Source organism: Desulfococcus sp. (genome assembly GCF_041737845.1).
Taxonomy (GTDB): Bacteria; Desulfobacterota; Desulfobacteria; order Desulfobacterales; family Desulfococcaceae; genus Desulfococcus.
The window spans coordinates 61,659-79,082 of record NZ_JBGSQX010000116.1; the positions used below are offsets into that span (position 1 = coordinate 61,659).

Here is a 17,424-nt window from a genome sequence, read left to right on the forward strand (position 1 = left end):
TTACAATCGCAACGTTGCCTGGTTACGGCACAACGACTGCGGCGGCAAAGCCTCTCCCACAGTGAAAAACCAGCGGCGGCCGGAGGAAAATGCCTGAGTTGAACGATAATTCGGAGGTGAACCCATGAAAAGACAACTATTTGCTGTTATGCTCTTTCTGATTCTCTGTGCAGCGGCGGGGCCGGCGACGCACGCCGGCGAGATCGATCCGCTCCTGATCTCGAAACTCAATGCCCTGGGGCCCGACGAGGAGGTTCCGGTCATCATATACCTTTACGGCACGGTAGACTTGACGGCCTTCACAGACAAGGACAAGGCCGTCAGAAGTTCCAAGATCATCAAATCGCTGATTGATAAAAAAGACGCAACGCAGAAGGAGCTGCTCCAGATCCTCAAAAAAAACAAGATCAAGAACCCGGTATCTCTTTGGATTGTTAACGGCATTGCCGCAAGGGTCCCGGCGTCCCTCGTCGATGATCTTGCCGGCCTCCAAAGCGTGGAGAAGGTAGTATTCGACGCGACCATCACCCTGCCGCCGGAACCCGCGCCGGCAGGCGAGACAGGAGGGTCCGCCACTCCCCAGTGGAACATCGATGCCGTCCGTGCGCCGGACCTCTGGGCCCAGGGTTTTGACGGGACCGGCGTCGTGGTCGCCGTCATGGATTCGGGCGCGGACCTGAACCATCCCGACATCGGCCCCCGGTACCGGGGCGGCACCAACAGTTGGTACGACCCCAACGGCCAGCATGCTGCGCCATATGATGCCAGCGGGCACGGCACCCAGGCCCTGGGGCTGATCGTCGGCGGCGATGCCGGGGGCAGCGCCATTGGGATGGCGCCCGGCGCCCGGTGGATCGCCGTGAAGATCTTTGATGATTCGGGCCAGGCCTCCCTGAGCGACATCCACCTGGGGTTCCAGTGGGTGCTCGATCCCGACGGCAACCCGAACACGGGTGACGGCCCCGATATCGTCAACAATTCGTGGTACCTTGACGGCACCTACAACCAGTGCAACGCTGAATTCGCCGATGATATCGCCGTTCTTAAGGCCGCGGAGATCGCGGTGACCTTTGCCGCCGGAAACTCCGGCCCCTCGGCTCCGTCGAGCGTGAGCCCCGCCAACAACCCCGGGAGCTTTGCCGTGGGCGCCGTCGACGGCAACGGCAATATCGCCTATTTCAGCAGCCGGGGGCCTTCCGCCTGCGCCGGCGATGTTTTTCCGGAAATTACGGCGCCCGGGCAGCTCGTTCGAGCATCGGATCTCACCTTCGGGGGGATTTTCCCCAACTCCTATGTGAGTGTGACCGGAACCTCCTTCTCCACGCCCCATGTGTCCGGCGCCATGGCCCTGCTCCTGAACGCGATGGCCGGCCAGGGGATTACCCCGACGGTATCCCAGATGGAATCCGCCATCGGCGAGAGTGCGGCCGACCTTGGGGCGGCCGGACCGGATAACCTTTACGGCGCAGGCCTGCTGGATGCCGCCGCCGCCTATGACTGGCTCCTCGCCAACAGCGGCTCGCCGCAGCCCGGTCAGTTGCAGTTCAGCACGAGCGATTACAGTGTAGATGAAGCCGGCGGCAGCGTCACCGTGACGGTGACCCGGACAAGCGGCAGCGCCGGGGCGGTCGCGGTCGATTACGCGACCTCAAACGGCACGGCCGCTCCGGGGGCCGACTATGTCGCCGCCTCCGGCACGCTCTCTTTTGCCGACGGGCAGACCAGTCGGATGTTTACCATCACGATTCTGAACGATACGGTCCACGAGGGCGATGAAGACCTCACGGTGACCCTTTCCAACGCGACCGGGGGCGCCGTGCCGGGATATCCGGACAGTGCGCTGGTGACGATCATCGACGACGACCCGCCGCTAAATCCGGACAGCGACGGCGACGGATACGCCGCCGATGTCGACTGCAACGACAATGATGCCGCGGCTTACCCCGGGGCGCCGGAGGTCAAGCACGACGGCATCGATCAGGACTGCAACGGCTATGACCTGACCATCGATATCACCCATGCCGTCTACCAGGTTTCCACCGACAAGCTCACCGTCTACGCCGAAAGCGGACTGGGCGCCCAGGCCGGTCTGAAGGTCACCATGTACCTTGCGAACGGCGGGAGCATCACCCGCAACATGACCTGGAATGCCACGAAAAGCCGCTGGCAGCGGGCTATCAACAGCTTCGCAGGCAGCTTCGGATCGCGGCCCGTCTCGGTGACGGTGTTCGGCCCCGAGGGATCGGAATCCGCATCCATCGTTTTGAAGTAGCACATCACGGAACTGGCGCGAATGGGGCAGAAGCGGCAAATCGGCCCCCTGCCCCTGGCATAGGCCGGGTTCCGATGGGATTGTAAAGCATCCCGACATCTTTTTTGAGACAGATCAAATGACTTTAATGCTTTCCGGTAAGTCTATATTAATATATAAAATTAGAATGTTATGTTTTTATGCGATAGATCCGGTGGTTTTCAATTGGCTATGCTTGTCGGAATTTCTTACATTTTTCGGTAAGTGGGACAGGCCCATGAATGAAAAGTGTTTAAATACAAATTGTTAGCTTTAAGGCATGTTTATTGCTTTCATTTACAGCAGCCAGTTCAACGCAGCGGGAAAGCCGGCCTCCTCAGGGATATACCCCCGGGGATTCCGGATTCAATAATATGCCGGTCATTGCATCCGGTGTTTTCGTTAGGAGCAGTAAATACTTTTGCCAAGGAAAGGAGAACGGGTAAATGAAAAGAATGCTATCCTCTTTGTTTGTGGCGTGTTTGTGTCTTGCAATGTCAAGCACCGTTTGGGCTTTGCCGTTTACGGAGACATTTCTTGGTTCGAAAACGGACAATAATTTTTTTGCCATGGCTGAAAAGGGGTTGCTAACTCCCGGTGCGGATATGGGATACAGGGCGACATTTGATTTCTTTCTTGACGCCAACAACGACCAGACAGAGCCCCCGGACGGAAGAGCGAGATTGTTTAACTGGAATGCCACAACAGAGGCGGATGTTCGGGTAAGAAATGACCTGCCAACCGCGGATTTTGTCCTGCCGGATATCCTATCAATGTCGATCAGCTCGGCGTTTATGTATTTCAATTTTACATCCCAAGATACCGATCTTGAGAGCATCCGAATAAGCATCCAGATTCCCGACCCCTTGCTTCCCAATGTGATTGTGTTTAACGATGTCTTCGATGTCGGTAGAATCGCCGACGGTGGTTTCAATTTCGAATTGAACCTGGCGTCAGCAGGACTGTTGGACGAACTGAATGATGGTAGGATCAGATCCATCGTCTTGGCACCTGCGGCAGGCGCCATCAACAATAGCTTCCTGCTTCATCAGGTGAGTCTTACCGGGGTCGCCGATTCCGTGCCGGTTCCCGAACCCGCAACCATGGTCGTCCTCGGGATCGGCCTGGCCGGGATTGCCGGATTCAGGCGAAAATTCCATTCATAGCCCAATCGCATCAATCCCGATGCGACCCGGCTTCCCTCCCCTGCCGCAGATCGGCGGCCGGGGAAGGAAGCCGGCGCCTCAAGTCCTCCCCTCCGAACCCAGGGCGCTCATCCACCGTTCACCTTACGCAGCGCTTTTGCAAACGCAAAGGATGTGGTATTCTCGATTCCACCCAAGAAAAATCACCGCGCCAGATCTCCTCTGCTGACGGCTGACCGTGCAACATGCGCTACGGTCGCCCTTGGGGATGGCGCGGCGGCCTCCCGCGGAGCGTATTCGGAACCTGGCCGGGAGGCATTCCAATCGGCCACTACCATTGAGGACCGGTGACATCCATGAAAATCCCCATCGACAAGTTCATCTTCCCCAGGCAGCTCGTCGTTATTGTGGCCGCCGTCATGCTGGGTTTCGGCGTGGGCTACGGCCTGAAAGGCAGCGGGCCCGGCGCCGCCAACCCCCCGGCCCATGACCACGCCCCGGCGGGAACAATCGATAACGCCGGCCATGAGCACGCCGGGATGTCGCCGGTCGATGCCGCCGAGGAACTGCTCTACATCTGCCCGATGAACTGTGTTCCACCCATGGAAAAGCCCGGTCAATGCCCGGTATGCGGGATGGAGCTGGCGGCGGTTCCCGCCCAGGAACAGCGGCGCGAGGAAGGCCCGCCCCGGGTGTCGTTTTCGGAGGAGGCGGTCCAGGCCGCCGGGATTCAGGTGGCGGCGGTGGAGCGAAAATTCGTCTCCGCCGAGGTCCGGCTGTTCGGCAAAATTGAATACGATCCCGTCGAGCAGTACCAGGTCACGGCGTTTGCGCCGGGCGTCATCGACCGCATTTATGTCAAGCGCGCCGGGCAGACCGTTAGACGCGGTGATCCGCTCTTTGATATGCATTCCTCCGAGCTCTATTTCCTGGAGCAGGATCTGTTCGAGATACTCAAAAAGTATCCCGACCCTCTCGACTACCGGCCGGCCAGGGGCCAGCGCTACAAACGGCTGATGCGGCCGGCGAGAAGATCCCTGATCCCTTCACAGGAGGACGATCTCTCCGAAGCGGAACAGACGGCCCTTGCGGCCGACCAGGACAAGCTGGATCAGATCCAGCGCAAAATGCTTCTGTTGGGATTGTCCCAGACCGACATCGATAATGTCATGGCGCGGGGCCAGCCCTCCGGTATCTCCACAGTGACCACCCCGACCACGGGCGTTGTTCTGGAGCAATACGCCTATAAAGGCACCTACGTCAACACCGGGGAGACCATCTTCACCATCGCCAACCCCAAAAATATATGGGCGAAATTCGACGCCTACGAGTCCGACGTCCCCTGGATCCGGATCGGCCAGGAGGCTGAGTTTGAAACGGATTCTTTTCCGGGAGAAACCTATACCGGAAAAGTGCAATATATGGACCCCTATTTTGACCGGAAGACCCGGACCTTCCAGGTCGGCGTGCTCTACACGGACCCCAAAACAAAGCTGAAACCCAACATGCTCGTCCGCTCGGTCATCCATGCGAGAATGTCGGCCGATGGCATCAGCGTTCCCGGCAAGGCCGCCGACGAGAAGCCACCGCTGGCGATCCCGGAATCAGCGCCGCTGATTACCGGAAGGCGGGCCATCGTCTACGTAGAAATCCCATCGAATCCGGGAACCTATGAAGCGCGCGAGGTGGTTTTGGGCCCCCGTGCCAAAGGGTACTATGTCGTCAGGGACGGGCTGAAAAAAGGGGAGAAGGTTGTAATCAACGGCAATTTCAAGATTGACAGCGCCGTGCAGATTTTGGCCAAGCCCAGCATGATGGAGCAGGCCGGCGGCAGGATGACCGGAGAGCACGGCCTGAATTCGGGGACACCGGTCATGGAAATGGAGATGGAAAGGGAGTCTGGGCACAATCTGCCGGAAAGAGGCCCTCAGCATCGGTTGTACGGCGGGGATCCCCCGGCGGAAAATTGAGCGCGGATCAGGCACGAATTCGGAAAATATCCCGGCTCAGGTATGCCCTCCCGGTCATGACATGATGGATGGCGGGAATCAATTCCTCATAAGCGCATTCCTTCAGGAGGTAGCCGGAGACTCCGGATAGAAAGCTCTTCTCGGCGTATAGCCGGTCGGACTGCATGGATATGGTGATCACCTTGACGGCAGGGGCATGGCGAATCATGTTTTGTACGGTCCGGATAATTTCCGGCAGCGGGATATTGATATCCAGGATCACGATGTCGGGCTGAAGCCTTCGGGTCAGTTCCAGGGCTGAACGGATGTCCGAGGCTTCCGCCGCAAGCCGCAGGCAGGGATGCTGTTGAATGAGCCGGCGCAGGCCTTCCCACCCGATGCCCGGGTCAATCACCAGAAGAACCCTGATCGCCATGGTCACCCCCTAACCGGTTGCCGCCGTCCCCTCTCTCCTGCCCCGACCCGTTCCGCAGCGACTCGATCCCGGGGCGTTACCCGGCCTCGGGGACGAACAGATCGAATCATCTCAAAAAGGTATTCTTTTAGGAATAATATAGGCGGGCTCCAGGAGAATTACAATCAGGCAATCCCTGATTTTGGCTTTGAAAAACCCTGTTTCTCCCGGAATTTTCGTTGGCCCGGGGGCGAGGGAGGCAAATCCGGCCTGGGAAGACTGGCTGAAAGGGGGTGCCGGGGACGGCCGCCCCCTGGATCTACAGAGTGGTCAACCCCTCGCGGAGGGCGATCTTGGTGAGTTCCGCAATGCTCTTGACATCCAGCTTTTCCAAAAGTTTTTTACGGTGGGTTTCAACGGTCTTGACGCTGATGTTGAGGATTTCGGCGATGGCTTTGGTGGAACGGCCTTCGGCAATCAGTTGCAGCACTTCCCTTTCCCGAGAGGTGAGTTCGACCGAGGGGTCCGGCGCCCTCTCCCGGAGGTGCCCCACATAGTCCTGCACCACCAGCCCGGCCACATCAGCGCTGAGGTATACGCCGCCCCGGATGATCGTTTTCAAGGCCCGGTTGAGTTCCTCAAAGGCGCAGTCCTTGAGCAGATAGCCGCTGACCCCCGCCTTCAGCATCTGGTCCACATACTGCTTGTCGGAATGCATGGAAAGCACAATGATTCGGATGCCGCTGATCTCGGCGATCATCTGGCGGGCGGCGTCGATGCCGTTCAGGTCGGGCATGCTGATGTCCATGATGGCGATATCCGGATGATGCTTTCGGGCCAGTTGAAGGGCCTTGCGCCCGTTTTCGGCTTCGCCGACAACCTCGTAGCCCCCCTGATGTTCGAGCATCTGCCTCAGGCCGTCACGGACGATCTTGTGATCATCGGCGATCAGAATCTTAATGGTCATGAGCGTTTCCTTTGTTTTCAGGATAGTTCGCCTGATGTCAACGGCAGATCGATGGTCATCCGGGCCCCTTTTCCCGGGGAGGAATCAATGGTTAAGCGGCCGCCGTGGTGGTTCAATTGCTCCTGGATGCTGAAAAGTCCGAATCCAAGGGAACTGTTGTCTTCGGCTTGGATATTTTCGGGCGAGAACCCGACGCCGTCGTCACTGACGGTCGCCTGGACATGATCCGGCCGGATGCGGATGGAAATGATCGCCTGGCTGGCCCGGGCGTGCTTGACCGCGTTGAGAAGAAGCTCCCGGACGGTGCGGAACAGCAACTCCCGGGCATTGCCGTCCAGCAGGGTTTCATCGCTGTGGTTCTGCTTGACATGAATGATGAGATGGCTCTGATTGCCGAGGTTTTCCGCCAGCCACTGCAGCGCGGAGATCAGCCCCAGTTCGTAGAGCACCGGCGGACTCAATTCAAAGGTCAGCGAACGGGTGTCTTTGATGGTCTGGGCGACCAGGTCTCGAATGTCGTCAATCGCTTTCAGCGTTGTATCGTCGGAGGCCGCAGCCCGGAGCGCGCCCAGTTGGATTTTGGCGATGGCAAGCGTCTGGCCGATGCGGTCGTGGATTTCCGTGGCAATCCTGCGGCGTTCAAGCTCTCCGGTTTTGAGAAGCACGGCGGAGAGTTTTCGAAGCTGAACCTGGTAGTGGAGAAGGGACTGCTCGGTTTTGAGGTGCTCCGCTATTTCCTGTTTCAGCTTTGCATTGGTCTGCAGGAGCGCTTCGGTTCGTTCCTGGACTTTTTTTTCCAGCATGCCATAGGAGGCCTTCAGCGCATTTTCAGCGCGGATGCGCTGGATGGCGGAACCCAGTTGCATGGCCCCACCTTCGAGAATATCCACAATATCGAAAGGAATCTGGTTTTCCCGCCTGTCCGCCACGTGGATCAGGCCGATGCTTTCGTTGCCGGATCGAATCGGGATCAGGGCCAGCGATTCAAAGCCGAACTGGCAGCAGGGATTGTGCAATGGATCTTTTTCGTATCCGGGGGCCGTTCCCCAGAACCGGGTGCACTGATTGTGGTGAAAAGAACCGTATGGGGTAAAGCAATTCAGGTTCTGGGGAGCGGTGTGATCGAGAATATGTTTGCAAATGCCGGTGTTGTTCTCGCCCCCTGCTTTTTTCAGCGGGCAGAATTCCGGGTCAAAGCCATGGGTGGCGGCATAGGGCAGGCTTCCAGTTTCATTCAGGATACGAACGGCGACTGCCTGGCAGTCGGTGATTTCACGGATTTCTTTGATGAAGTCTTCCAGAACGGGGGTCATCTCTGTGTGGCGATTGGCGATGGCCAGAAATGTATAGGAGGCGTTGAGTTTCCATTCCGCCAGTTTGCGTTCGGTGATGTCTTTTTGAAAGCTGATGATATAGGCGGGAGTGTCGGTTTCATCACGAATGCACGAGTCCGAAGCATCAACGCTGATCGTGCTTCCGTCTTTGGCGATGAATTCGTATTCCCCCCGGTGAAATCCATTGGAGAGGAGCGGCTGTAAATTTCCCCGGAAGGCCTGACCGGAAAGGATCGACATGAATTCCGCCAGTTTTCTGCCGAACATCTCCCTTGCGCTGTACTGCAGCCGGTCGAGGGCCGCCGGATTGGTCATGAGAATACGGCCTTCGGGATCGAGCATATGAATCATGTCGGCGGCGGACTCGAAAAAAGACCTGAAGGTTTCCTCGCTTTGCTTCAGCCGGGCTTCAGCCGCCTTGATTTCCGTGATGTCCCGGGTGACCGTCAAAATATGGGGTTCGTTTTTAAGGTCGAAGATTTTCGAAGAGAGCAGAACGGATCTGACGCTCCCGCTTCGGGTAATGAAGTGGGTCGCCAGATTGCGGACAAACCCGTTTTTTCTCAGATCATCGATGAATTCTTTTCGATCCCCGGGGTTCTTCCATAATTTGAGATCTTCGACGGTCTTCCTGACGGCATCCGCCTGGCTCCAGCCGGTGAGCGTCGTAAAGCCCTCGTTGATATCCAGAATCATGCCGTCCTTCAGCCGGCTGATGTTAATCGCCTCGGGGCTGGTGCGGAAGATGTCGCGGAACAGGGTTTCACTCGCCTTCAGGGCTTCCTGCGCTTTTTGGCGCTCCTCAATTTCGGCGGAGAGGCGCTCGTTTATATGCGCCAGGGTCTGGAGGTTTCTGGTCCGCTGGCGCTCTGACTTTTTGATACCGACCGCCAGGATGATCATCAATACAACAAAGATCCCCACGACGCCGGAATAGGCGATGAAATAATGGCGCTGGTTTTTACCGGCGACGGCCTTGAGCGATCGTTCCATTTCATTCAGATAGGCCATCAGGGCGTTGAAATCCTCACGGTTTTTCATTTCCAGGCCGGCGGTGTCCTTGCCGTTTCGTTTGGCTGAAATCACGTGGCGCGTCGAAGACTTGAACTGGGTTATCTTGTCGCTTAGCGTCTCAAGCTGTTTATCCAGCTCTGACGGCAGGTGGGTGAGGATCGGATGGCCGATCTTTTCACGGGTGGCACACAGGCGTTGAAAATACCAAAGCGCCTGGTCCATATACCTCCAGGCGTTTTCCACCTTGCCTTCCATTTGGCTGTTCAGGGCATTGTCAATCAACAGCCTCGCGCTGCCGGCCTCCAGTTGGAGTTCATGAACGGCGATGATGAGGGGGGAGTCGATCCGCTCCAGCCGAACCCCCATATAAAACCCGTAAACCACCAGTCCGGACAGGATGATGATGATGCCCCCGGCCAGCAGATAAATCTGCCGGATGGAAGCCGAGGCGGCGTCTTTGGGGGGGATGGCTTGATGTTCAGAAAATCTCATCTGTTGCATCGGCTTCTGCGCTTTTTGTCGGCGTAGTTGTGCGTTGCCCGGGGATGTCAATATGTTTACCAAATATTTGCCAAAAGTTGTAAAAGAATTCTGCAAAAATTATGCAACCGTCCCAAAAAGCGTATGTCAGGAGATGCATCAGGATGCGATATTGGTTTGAATACGGGAGGATATATGGTTGGTTTGGCCAATGAGAGCAGCGGTTGAACACGATGTTGGTCGATGGCTGTTTCATCATGGTGCATGGTTTCAACGAAAAATTGATATTCATGGCAATTTTTGCCAGCCAATGCCTGCTGCCGATTGAGAAGCCTTTGCGCTTTTATTGGAGGGGTGGTGTTTGGTCAGGAGGGCGGCTTTGTATTCATTCATCGATCCTGGTGACAATACTGAATGAGGTGCACCCGGATGCCCTGACGGCATCGACCACTTTCATCAATCGAAGGACTTCCAGTCGCTGGTCGGCATGGATGCATACGGTCTGCCCGCCGTCGGCCTCTCTCAGGCTGCGCAACAGGGCGGCCAGCTCTTGAAGCGGATAGGAAACATCGTTGAGAAAGACATCGCCATCGGCCAGAATCGCAATGATGAGTCCATCCGGAACGGGCTGATCGGCTTCGGACGAAGGCGGCAGAAGCACGTCGATGGCAGACTCGTCAGCCATGTTGTAGCTGAGCACAAAAAAGAGCAGCAACAGGAAAACCACGTCCACCAGCGGTGCGACCTCAATATAAACGTGCTTTCGGGGCGGGCGTTCAAAATTCATGCTTTTCCTTTTTTTTCTTTAAAACTATCGCCACCTCTTTCATTGATGCGGCGATGTCGTCCATCTGCCCATCCAGGACGTGAAAGGCGACATGGCTTGGAATGGCAACGAGCAGCCCGGCGGCGGTGGTCAGCAGCGCCTGCCAGATGCCCCCGGCCAGCATGGACACTTCGACCCGACCCTGTTGGAGAGCGATGGTTTGAAAGGCCTCTATCATTCCGGTTACGGTGCCGGTAAGCCCCAATAGCGGGCTTATCAACGAGATCAGTGAGAGCATGCCAAGGCCACGCTGCAAACTGCGAAGCTGCCCGGAGCCAATAAGCGTGATTTCCTCGTCGCTGCACCCGGTATCTATGGCATACATTATCGGGGATAGGAGGGGCGGGCGCTGTTCCACCACGTCATCAATCCGGACCGAGAGCTGTTGCAAGGCCCGCCGCAGCATCAGCCATTTTTGCAGCGCCACGCCGAGGGCCACCACTGAACAGATCAAGATAGGCCACATGAGGGGGCCGCCTTTTAGAAAGAGATCCAACATACCTCACTCCTTGAGTTTGAATCGGATCGGCAGGATGGCGCGGCTGGCGACCGGCAACCCGTCTCGCAGGGCTGGATGGAACGTTGACGCACGAACTGCGCGAATCGCCGCCTCGTCAAGATCCTGTCCGGCGGACGTGACCACCTCAATCTCGTTCAGGCGTCCCCGGGAGTCGATGGTCAGTCGCAGAACGACGGTACCCGCTATCCGCGCGCGAATGGCTGCGCGCGGATAGCGGGTTCTGACGCGGCGGTTGAACTTTGGCCCATCGTCCGAACCGAAGATCGCCTCCGCCGGGGGTGCGGCAACCGTTGCCTGATCGCGGCGTGTCGATGCCTTCGGAGCAACCGATGACCCGATCGGGGGGACCTTCGGGGCCGTGGAAGCCGACACCGGAGGTGTTGATTCGGGCCTGGGAATGGGTTTCGGTGGATGAACAGCCTTGGGCTTTGTTGGTCTTGTTCTGGCAACGGATTTGGGTTTCTTCGGCGGCTGGGGGACGGCCTTTGACCGGGGAACAGGAATTGGAGCGAGCCTGGGCTCCGGCGGTTCAGGTTCGGAAATTGCGGTCGTCACCGGTTCAGGCTCCGGAGGTTCAGGCAGAGTCGCCGGCTCGGGATCAGGCCGAGTGGGAACCGGAGGGGGTGGCGTTTCAGGTCGCTCCTGCGGCGCAGGAGGCTGTTGAGGATCCGGTGGCGTGACCTCGACCATCATTCGTATCTCCGTGATGGGGCTCTCTTGGGGGGGCGGAATGAAAATATGTTCAGGCAACAAGAACAGTGCGCCATGCAAGGCCATGGACGCCATCAGTTCCCAGCGCAATATAGCGGCATCAAAAACCGTGCGCAGAAAACCCATTCAACCCCCGGCACGCTGATTTAGGATCGAACTGCCTGATTTCATGACGATGTATGCAGGCGCTGGAAAATCCAATGACGCCGGGGCGCGGAGATCTGCCGCAGTTTCCGATATACATCAGAAATCGTAGCGCAGGGTGATGTAGAAGCTGCGTTCAGGTTCCGGGATTTCGTCGTTGAACCCCAATCCGTTTCCGTAATTGAAGGCGGACTCCCGGGTCAGGTGTTCATTGTAATCCTCATCGAACAGGTTCTCGACGCCTGCCTCCAGTTTTATGGCCGATGCGATGCTCAGACCGCCGCGAAGGTGAAAGACCTGAAATGATGCCGTCTCGTTTTCAGGGAAGGTTTCGTCAATGTTGCTCTGGCGGGCGACAAAACGGCCGCCGAACTCGCCCCACCATGCCATGTCTTTTCCGCCGTGCACGATCACCGAGGCCCGAACCTCCAGCGGCGGAATTTCGGGCAGGTCACGGTCGTCGCTTCGATTTCTGCCCGCGACATACGTGGCACTCACGGGAAACCGCAGGTAATTCAGGGGATCGTAAACGACGCCGACCTCTGCGCCATACAGCAGGGCGTTGATGTTCTCGTAGCCGCGGATGATGTCCGACATGCCGTCGCCGTCGATATCCTGGTAGGCGATCTGGGTGCTGTAAATGTAGTCGTCGACATAGGCTGCGAAGCCCGATACCTCAGCTTGCACCTGTTTGCTTTTCCACGCCGTGCCGGCATCGATTTCATACTTGACCTCGGGATCCAGCGTCGGGTTTCCCACGAGGAACCCGCCGGAAGCCGGGGCAAAGGCGAAATATCGCTCGGTAACGCCCGCCGAGCGGGAACTCACGGCAGCGCCGGTAAATACCTCGAGGTGATTCGTGGCCTGCCATTCCAGCACCGCGTTGCCCGACCCGGTCACATCCGTAGCGTCGACGTCGGCGGCGTCCGGGCCATAAAATCGCACATAATTCTGGCGTACGGTTTTACCGCCAAGGCTGGGGGCATCCGCCGCCCCGGCTTCGTTATCAACGACATCCCCGCGGAGTCCCGTCCGCAGGTCCAGGGTCGGGGAGAGCCGGGTGTTGGCCTCGAAAAACAGGCCGAAATCCGTCTGGCTGGCGTCCGGCCAGATCCGGTCGAAGAAAACCTTTCCCGCATTGGGGCCGACAACGAATTGACGGCGCCGGGTGGCATCCCGGTTGAGGGTATAGAAATCGATGCCGGGGGTCAGGGATAGGGCGTCGCCTATCTGAATGTCGCCTGACAGTTTGCCCGCGTAGGTATCCGACTCGGTGGGTGTTTCGGCGATCATCATGTTTCGGTTGGGCTTGAAGCGGTTATCCATGAGATGGTCGACATTGGTTAAGCCGGCTTCGAAGTTGAGCGCCCTCAATTTGCTCTGGTCGAAGTTGACGCGGTAGCCGGTGCTGAAGAAATCGAAATTCGAATCGATACTGTCCATGGGCAGGGACGGGAAATCGATGTCGCTCGTGTCCACATGGATGTAGCTGTTGGACCAGCGGTGATTTTCAAAAGGCCGGAAGCCGGCCGAGGCCGCTACGCTCAAATCCTGATATTCGGCGGGCACTTTCACGCCGGAAGGACTCTCGTAATCGTCGAGTTTCGTGAACCCGGCCGAAAGGCTTCCGTCGAACCAGTCGTTTCCGCCCCGGATGCCCGCCTCGCCGCCGCCGCCTTTCCTGGCGGTTTCACCGAAGCCTTTGGCGAAGCCGTGTACCTCCGGCGAGCTGCCGGGTTCTCGTTCATATTCGGTATCCGCCAGTATGCGTCCGGCGGTGCCGGCGGGACCTTCGGTCACCGACGGCATTCCCTTGAGAATCCTGACCGACTGTATGGCGTGGGTGGGGATATAGGTAGACGCCGGGTCCATGCGCGACGGGCAGCCGCCATAGATGGGGATGGCGCCGATCTGGGTCTGAACGCGCTCGAACCCGAGACCGCGGATGACCGGTTCGGGCGCGCTTCCGCCGCGTCGCACGCCGGCCACGCCAAGCTCCTTGACCACCAGGTCGCTGACGGTTGACTCGCGCTTCATCTCGAGGATGTCGGTGGTGATGACCTCCGCGCTCGGCTCCTGCGGCGCCTCGACGATTTCTTCCTCGAACACGGTATCCTCTTCCGGCGGCGCAGGTTCGGTGGAGCGGACCAGGGTAGGGCTCGTGAGCAGCCAGGCCGAAATTCCGACCAGCATGACAATTCGAAGCATACACACCTCCTATGACCATGGGGTTAGGTTTATTACGCATTCCGTATCGGGTGCTTCCGCTTTAAGAAGAACCTGTCAGGCAAACCAGAAAAAGCCAATAACTTTAAGAAAAATGTTGCTGCCGGCGCTTTTTCGGATTGTACAAAAAAGATAGCTTATCGCATTGAATATATTTTGAAAAGAATGGATTATCAAGAAAAAAATTTAGATTCACGAATGAATACGATCCGGAACAGGGTTTCACTCGCCTTCAGGGCTTCCTGGGCTTTTTCGCGTTCCTCAATTTCGGCGGAGAGGCGCTGGTTCGCCAGCGCCGGCGTCTGGAGGTTTTCGGTCCGCTGGCGCTCCAGCTTTCTGATGCCGACCGAGAGGATGATGCCGAATAGGACAAAGATCCCCACGACGCCGGAATGGGCGATGAAATATTATGAGGCGTCGTGCGTTGCCCGCGAAGTAAAAGAAATCTGCAAAAAGATGTGCAAAAGAAACAAAAAAGGCCAGCCCGGATGAGCTGACCTTTTTAGATTGTGGCGGGAGCGACGAGACTCGAACTCGCGACCTCCGGCGTGACAGGCCGGCGTTCTAACCAACTGAACTACGCCCCCGAAGATGACATCGGAAAGTCGGGAAAATACTGATGGGCGGAACAGGGCTTGAACCTGTGACCCTCGGCTTGTAAGGCCGATGCTCTCCCAGCTGAGCTACCCGCCCTTGCTCCGCAGCATTTCCGTCAAAAGCGAAAAGGTAATAGCAAGATGATCAAACGATGTCAAGATAAATTTGACGGTTCCTTAAAAAGTCCGATATCTGCGTTATGCTTCATCCCTCGTCACTGCGGCGTACTTACAGTACGCCTCATTCCTCGGGACTTGCAAGCCTTGATCTCGAACCTTTTACGAAACCGTCTGAAAGTCAATTTTTTGCGGATGAATTAAATTTGACGGGTCCGTTAATTGATGATGGTTCCCTGAACCAGATCCTCCGCCTCCTTGGGAATCATCTCGACGGCCATCTTGGCATCCTCCACGACCGATGGATTGTCGGACTGGGGCGGCCGCAGCGCGTGGAAGAGGACTTCGTCCATGTGTTCCACCGGGACAATCTTGATCTGCCTGGATACCGCCGCGGGGATGTCTTTCAGGTCCTTCTCGTTTTCTTTGGGAATCAACACCTTGTTGATGCCTGCCCGGTGGGCCGCCAGGATCTTCTCTTTGAGGCCGCCGATGGGCAGCACCCGGCCGCGCAGGGTGATTTCACCGGTCATGGCGATATCCCGATGGACGGGCCGCCCGGTCAGGGCCGACGACAGCGACACCCCCATGGCGATGCCCGCCGACGGGCCGTCTTTGGGGATGGCCCCTTCCGGCACATGGATGTGCAGATCGACATCCTTGTAAAAATCGACGTTGATGGAAAGGGCCTTTGCCCGCGAACGGACATAGCTGAAGGCGGCCTGGGCGGATTCCTTCATGACATCCCCAAGTTTGCCGGTGACGGTGAGGCTGCCCTTGCCCGGCATGACCGCGGTCTCCACGCACAGAAGCTCCCCGCCGAACTGGGTCCAGGCAAGCCCGTTGACGATGCCCACCTGGTCTTTCTCCTCGACCTGGCTGTGCCGGAAGCGCGGCGGCCCCAGGTATTTGAAGACCAGTTTCGGCGTCACGCGGAAGGATGCGAGGGTCTGGTCCTTGGTGAACTCCCGGGCGATCTTCCGGCAGATGGACGCAATTTCACGTTCGAGATTTCTGACGCCGGCCTCCCGGGTGTACTGCTGGATGATCGTGTAGATGGCGCTCTTGTTGAACTGGATGTCCTTGCCGGACAGCCCGTTGGCCTCGATCTGCTTGGACACCAGGTAATCCGTGGCGATGTGGTATTTTTCATATTCCGTATAGCCGGGCAGCCGGATCACCTCCATCCGGTCCTGGAGGGGAAGCGGAATGTCGGGCAGGGTGTTGGCCGTCGTGATGAAAAAGATCTCCGACAGGTCGTAATCCAGGTCGAGGTAGTGGTCGTTGAAACTGTTGTTCTGCTCCGGATCGAGCACTTCCAGGAGCGCCGCCGACGGGTCTCCCCGGAAATCCATGCTCATTTTATCGACCTCGTCGAGGCAGAAGACCGGGTTGTTCACCCCCACCTTCTTGAGGGACTGGAGGATCTTTCCCGGCATGGCGCCGATATAGGTCCGACGGTGGCCCCGGATTTCGGCCTCGTCCCGGACGCCGCCCAGGGACAGGCGCACGAATTTCCGTCCGGTGGCCCTGGCGACGGATTTGGCGATGGAGGTTTTTCCGACGCCCGGAGGCCCCACCAGGCAGAGAATCGGCCCCTTGAGCTTTTTCACCAGGGCCTGAACGGCCAGGTATTCTATGATCCGCTCCTTGGGCTTTTCCAGGCCGTAATGGTCTTCATCTAGAATCTTCTCGGCCTGTTCGAGATCCATGTGGATCCGGCTGCGGTCGAACCAGGGCAGGCTGATGATCCATTCGATGTAGTTGCGCACCACCGTGGCCTCGGCCGACATGGGGGTCATCATCTTGAGCTTCTTGAACTCCTGAAAGACCTTGGCCTTGGCCTCGCTGCTCATCCGCTTTCGCCGGATCCGCTTTTCCAGGTCATCCAGCTCTTCCGACCCGTCGTCCTCGGACCCCATTTCTTTCTTTATGGCGCGCATCTGCTCGTTCAGATAGTAGTTTTTCTGGGTCTTCTCCATCTGCTCCTTGACCCGGACCTTGATGCGCTGGTCCATCTCGTAAACCTCAACCTCCATCTTGATGAGGCTGAGCAGAAGGGAGAGCCGCTTGTAGGGGTCCACCTCTTCCAGGAGGCGCTGTTTGTCCTCGATCTTGAAGGAGAAATGGGCGGCGACGGTATCGGCCAGCCGGGAGGGTTCCGTGATGCCGGCCACGCTGCTGATGAGGTCTTTGGAAATGCTCTTGTTCAGCTTGGCATATTCCTCGAAGCTGTCAACGATGGTCCGGGTGAGGGCGACGTGGTCGGCCGGAAGCGCCGTCGGCTCCGTCAGCACCATGGCCTCGACCTGAAAGAACGTTTCGTTGGGGATGAAGTTGTGGATGATGCCCCGGGATTTTCCCTCCACCAGGGCCTTGACGGTGCCGTCCGGCAGACGGAGCAGTTGAAGCACGTTGCCGATGGTCCCGACGATGTTGATATCTTTGGGTTCGGGTTTGTCGATCCCGGCTTTTTTCTGAATGGCGAGAAAGACGCTCTTCTCGCTGTTCATGGCGTCGGCAAGGGCGTTCACCGACTTGGTTCGGCCCACGAAAAGCGGCGCCACCATGTGGGGAAACACCACTATATCCCGCAGCGGCAGGAGGGGCAGCACCAGGTTCGAGGGTCCGCTGTCGTCATCTTTACGCAGAATTTTTGGAAAATTGATCATTATATCTTCAGTACATCC

The 17,424-nt window shown here is 57.6% G+C and carries 12 protein-coding genes and 2 tRNA genes; 3 read left to right on the plus strand and 11 right to left on the minus strand.

Annotated elements, in window-relative coordinates; all coding sequences use genetic code 11:
- The first annotated feature begins 124 nt into the window (after positions 1-124).
- From ACEW8N_RS13725 to ACEW8N_RS13735, 3 genes are all read left to right on the plus strand, one after another.
- Positions 125-2,272, plus strand: a complete 2,148-nt coding sequence (locus ACEW8N_RS13725; protein ID WP_373500401.1) for a S8 family serine peptidase — start codon at positions 125-127, stop codon at positions 2,270-2,272.
- A 464-nt stretch (positions 2,273-2,736) separates the two neighbouring features.
- Positions 2,737-3,456 (plus strand): PEP-CTERM sorting domain-containing protein, encoded by a 720-nt coding sequence (locus tag ACEW8N_RS13730; RefSeq protein ID WP_373500402.1) that lies wholly within the window; start codon positions 2,737-2,739, stop codon positions 3,454-3,456.
- Positions 3,457-3,791: 335 nt separating this feature from the next.
- Complete coding sequence (locus ACEW8N_RS13735; protein WP_373500403.1) at positions 3,792-5,405, plus strand: efflux RND transporter periplasmic adaptor subunit; 1,614 nt, start codon at positions 3,792-3,794, stop codon at positions 5,403-5,405.
- A 7-nt stretch (positions 5,406-5,412) separates the two neighbouring features.
- On the opposite strand, the gene ACEW8N_RS13740 is transcribed toward ACEW8N_RS13735, so the two are convergent.
- The 11 genes from ACEW8N_RS13740 to lon form a co-directional block, all read right to left on the minus strand.
- Positions 5,413-5,820, minus strand: coding sequence for a response regulator transcription factor (locus ACEW8N_RS13740; protein WP_373500404.1), 408 nt, complete (start codon positions 5,818-5,820; stop codon positions 5,413-5,415).
- Between the two features lie 298 nt (positions 5,821-6,118).
- Positions 6,119-6,766: a response regulator gene (locus ACEW8N_RS13745; protein ID WP_373500405.1), complete on the minus strand. Its 648-nt coding sequence runs from the start codon at positions 6,764-6,766 to the stop codon at positions 6,119-6,121.
- 17 nt (positions 6,767-6,783) lie between these two features.
- Positions 6,784-9,606, minus strand: a complete 2,823-nt coding sequence (locus tag ACEW8N_RS13750) for a PAS domain S-box protein (RefSeq protein ID WP_373500406.1) — start codon at positions 9,604-9,606, stop codon at positions 6,784-6,786.
- A gap of 373 nt (positions 9,607-9,979) precedes the next feature.
- Positions 9,980-10,381: an ExbD/TolR family protein gene (locus tag ACEW8N_RS13755; protein WP_373500407.1), complete on the minus strand. Its 402-nt coding sequence runs from the start codon at positions 10,379-10,381 to the stop codon at positions 9,980-9,982.
- Positions 10,371-10,919 carry a MotA/TolQ/ExbB proton channel family protein gene (locus tag ACEW8N_RS13760; protein WP_373500408.1) on the minus strand — a complete coding sequence of 183 codons (549 nt, stop codon included), beginning with the start codon at positions 10,917-10,919 and terminating at the stop codon, positions 10,371-10,373. The genes ACEW8N_RS13755 and ACEW8N_RS13760 overlap by 11 nt, the downstream gene beginning before the upstream one ends.
- Positions 10,920-10,922: 3 nt before the next feature.
- Positions 10,923-11,777, minus strand: a complete 855-nt coding sequence (locus ACEW8N_RS13765) for a TonB family protein (protein WP_373500409.1) — start codon at positions 11,775-11,777, stop codon at positions 10,923-10,925.
- A 117-nt stretch (positions 11,778-11,894) separates the two neighbouring features.
- Positions 11,895-14,003, minus strand: a complete 2,109-nt coding sequence (locus ACEW8N_RS13770) for a TonB-dependent receptor domain-containing protein (RefSeq protein WP_373500410.1) — start codon at positions 14,001-14,003, stop codon at positions 11,895-11,897.
- 191 nt (positions 14,004-14,194) lie between these two features.
- Positions 14,195-14,404: a hypothetical protein gene (locus ACEW8N_RS13775; protein WP_373500411.1), complete on the minus strand. Its 210-nt coding sequence runs from the start codon at positions 14,402-14,404 to the stop codon at positions 14,195-14,197.
- Positions 14,405-14,531: 127 nt separating this feature from the next.
- Positions 14,532-14,608 (minus strand) — tRNA-Asp (locus tag ACEW8N_RS13780).
- Between the two features lie 33 nt (positions 14,609-14,641).
- Positions 14,642-14,714 (minus strand) — tRNA-Val (locus ACEW8N_RS13785).
- A gap of 238 nt (positions 14,715-14,952) precedes the next feature.
- Complete coding sequence (gene lon, locus ACEW8N_RS13790) at positions 14,953-17,406, minus strand: endopeptidase La (RefSeq protein ID WP_373500412.1); 2,454 nt, start codon at positions 17,404-17,406, stop codon at positions 14,953-14,955.
- Positions 17,407-17,424 lie beyond the last annotated feature (18 nt).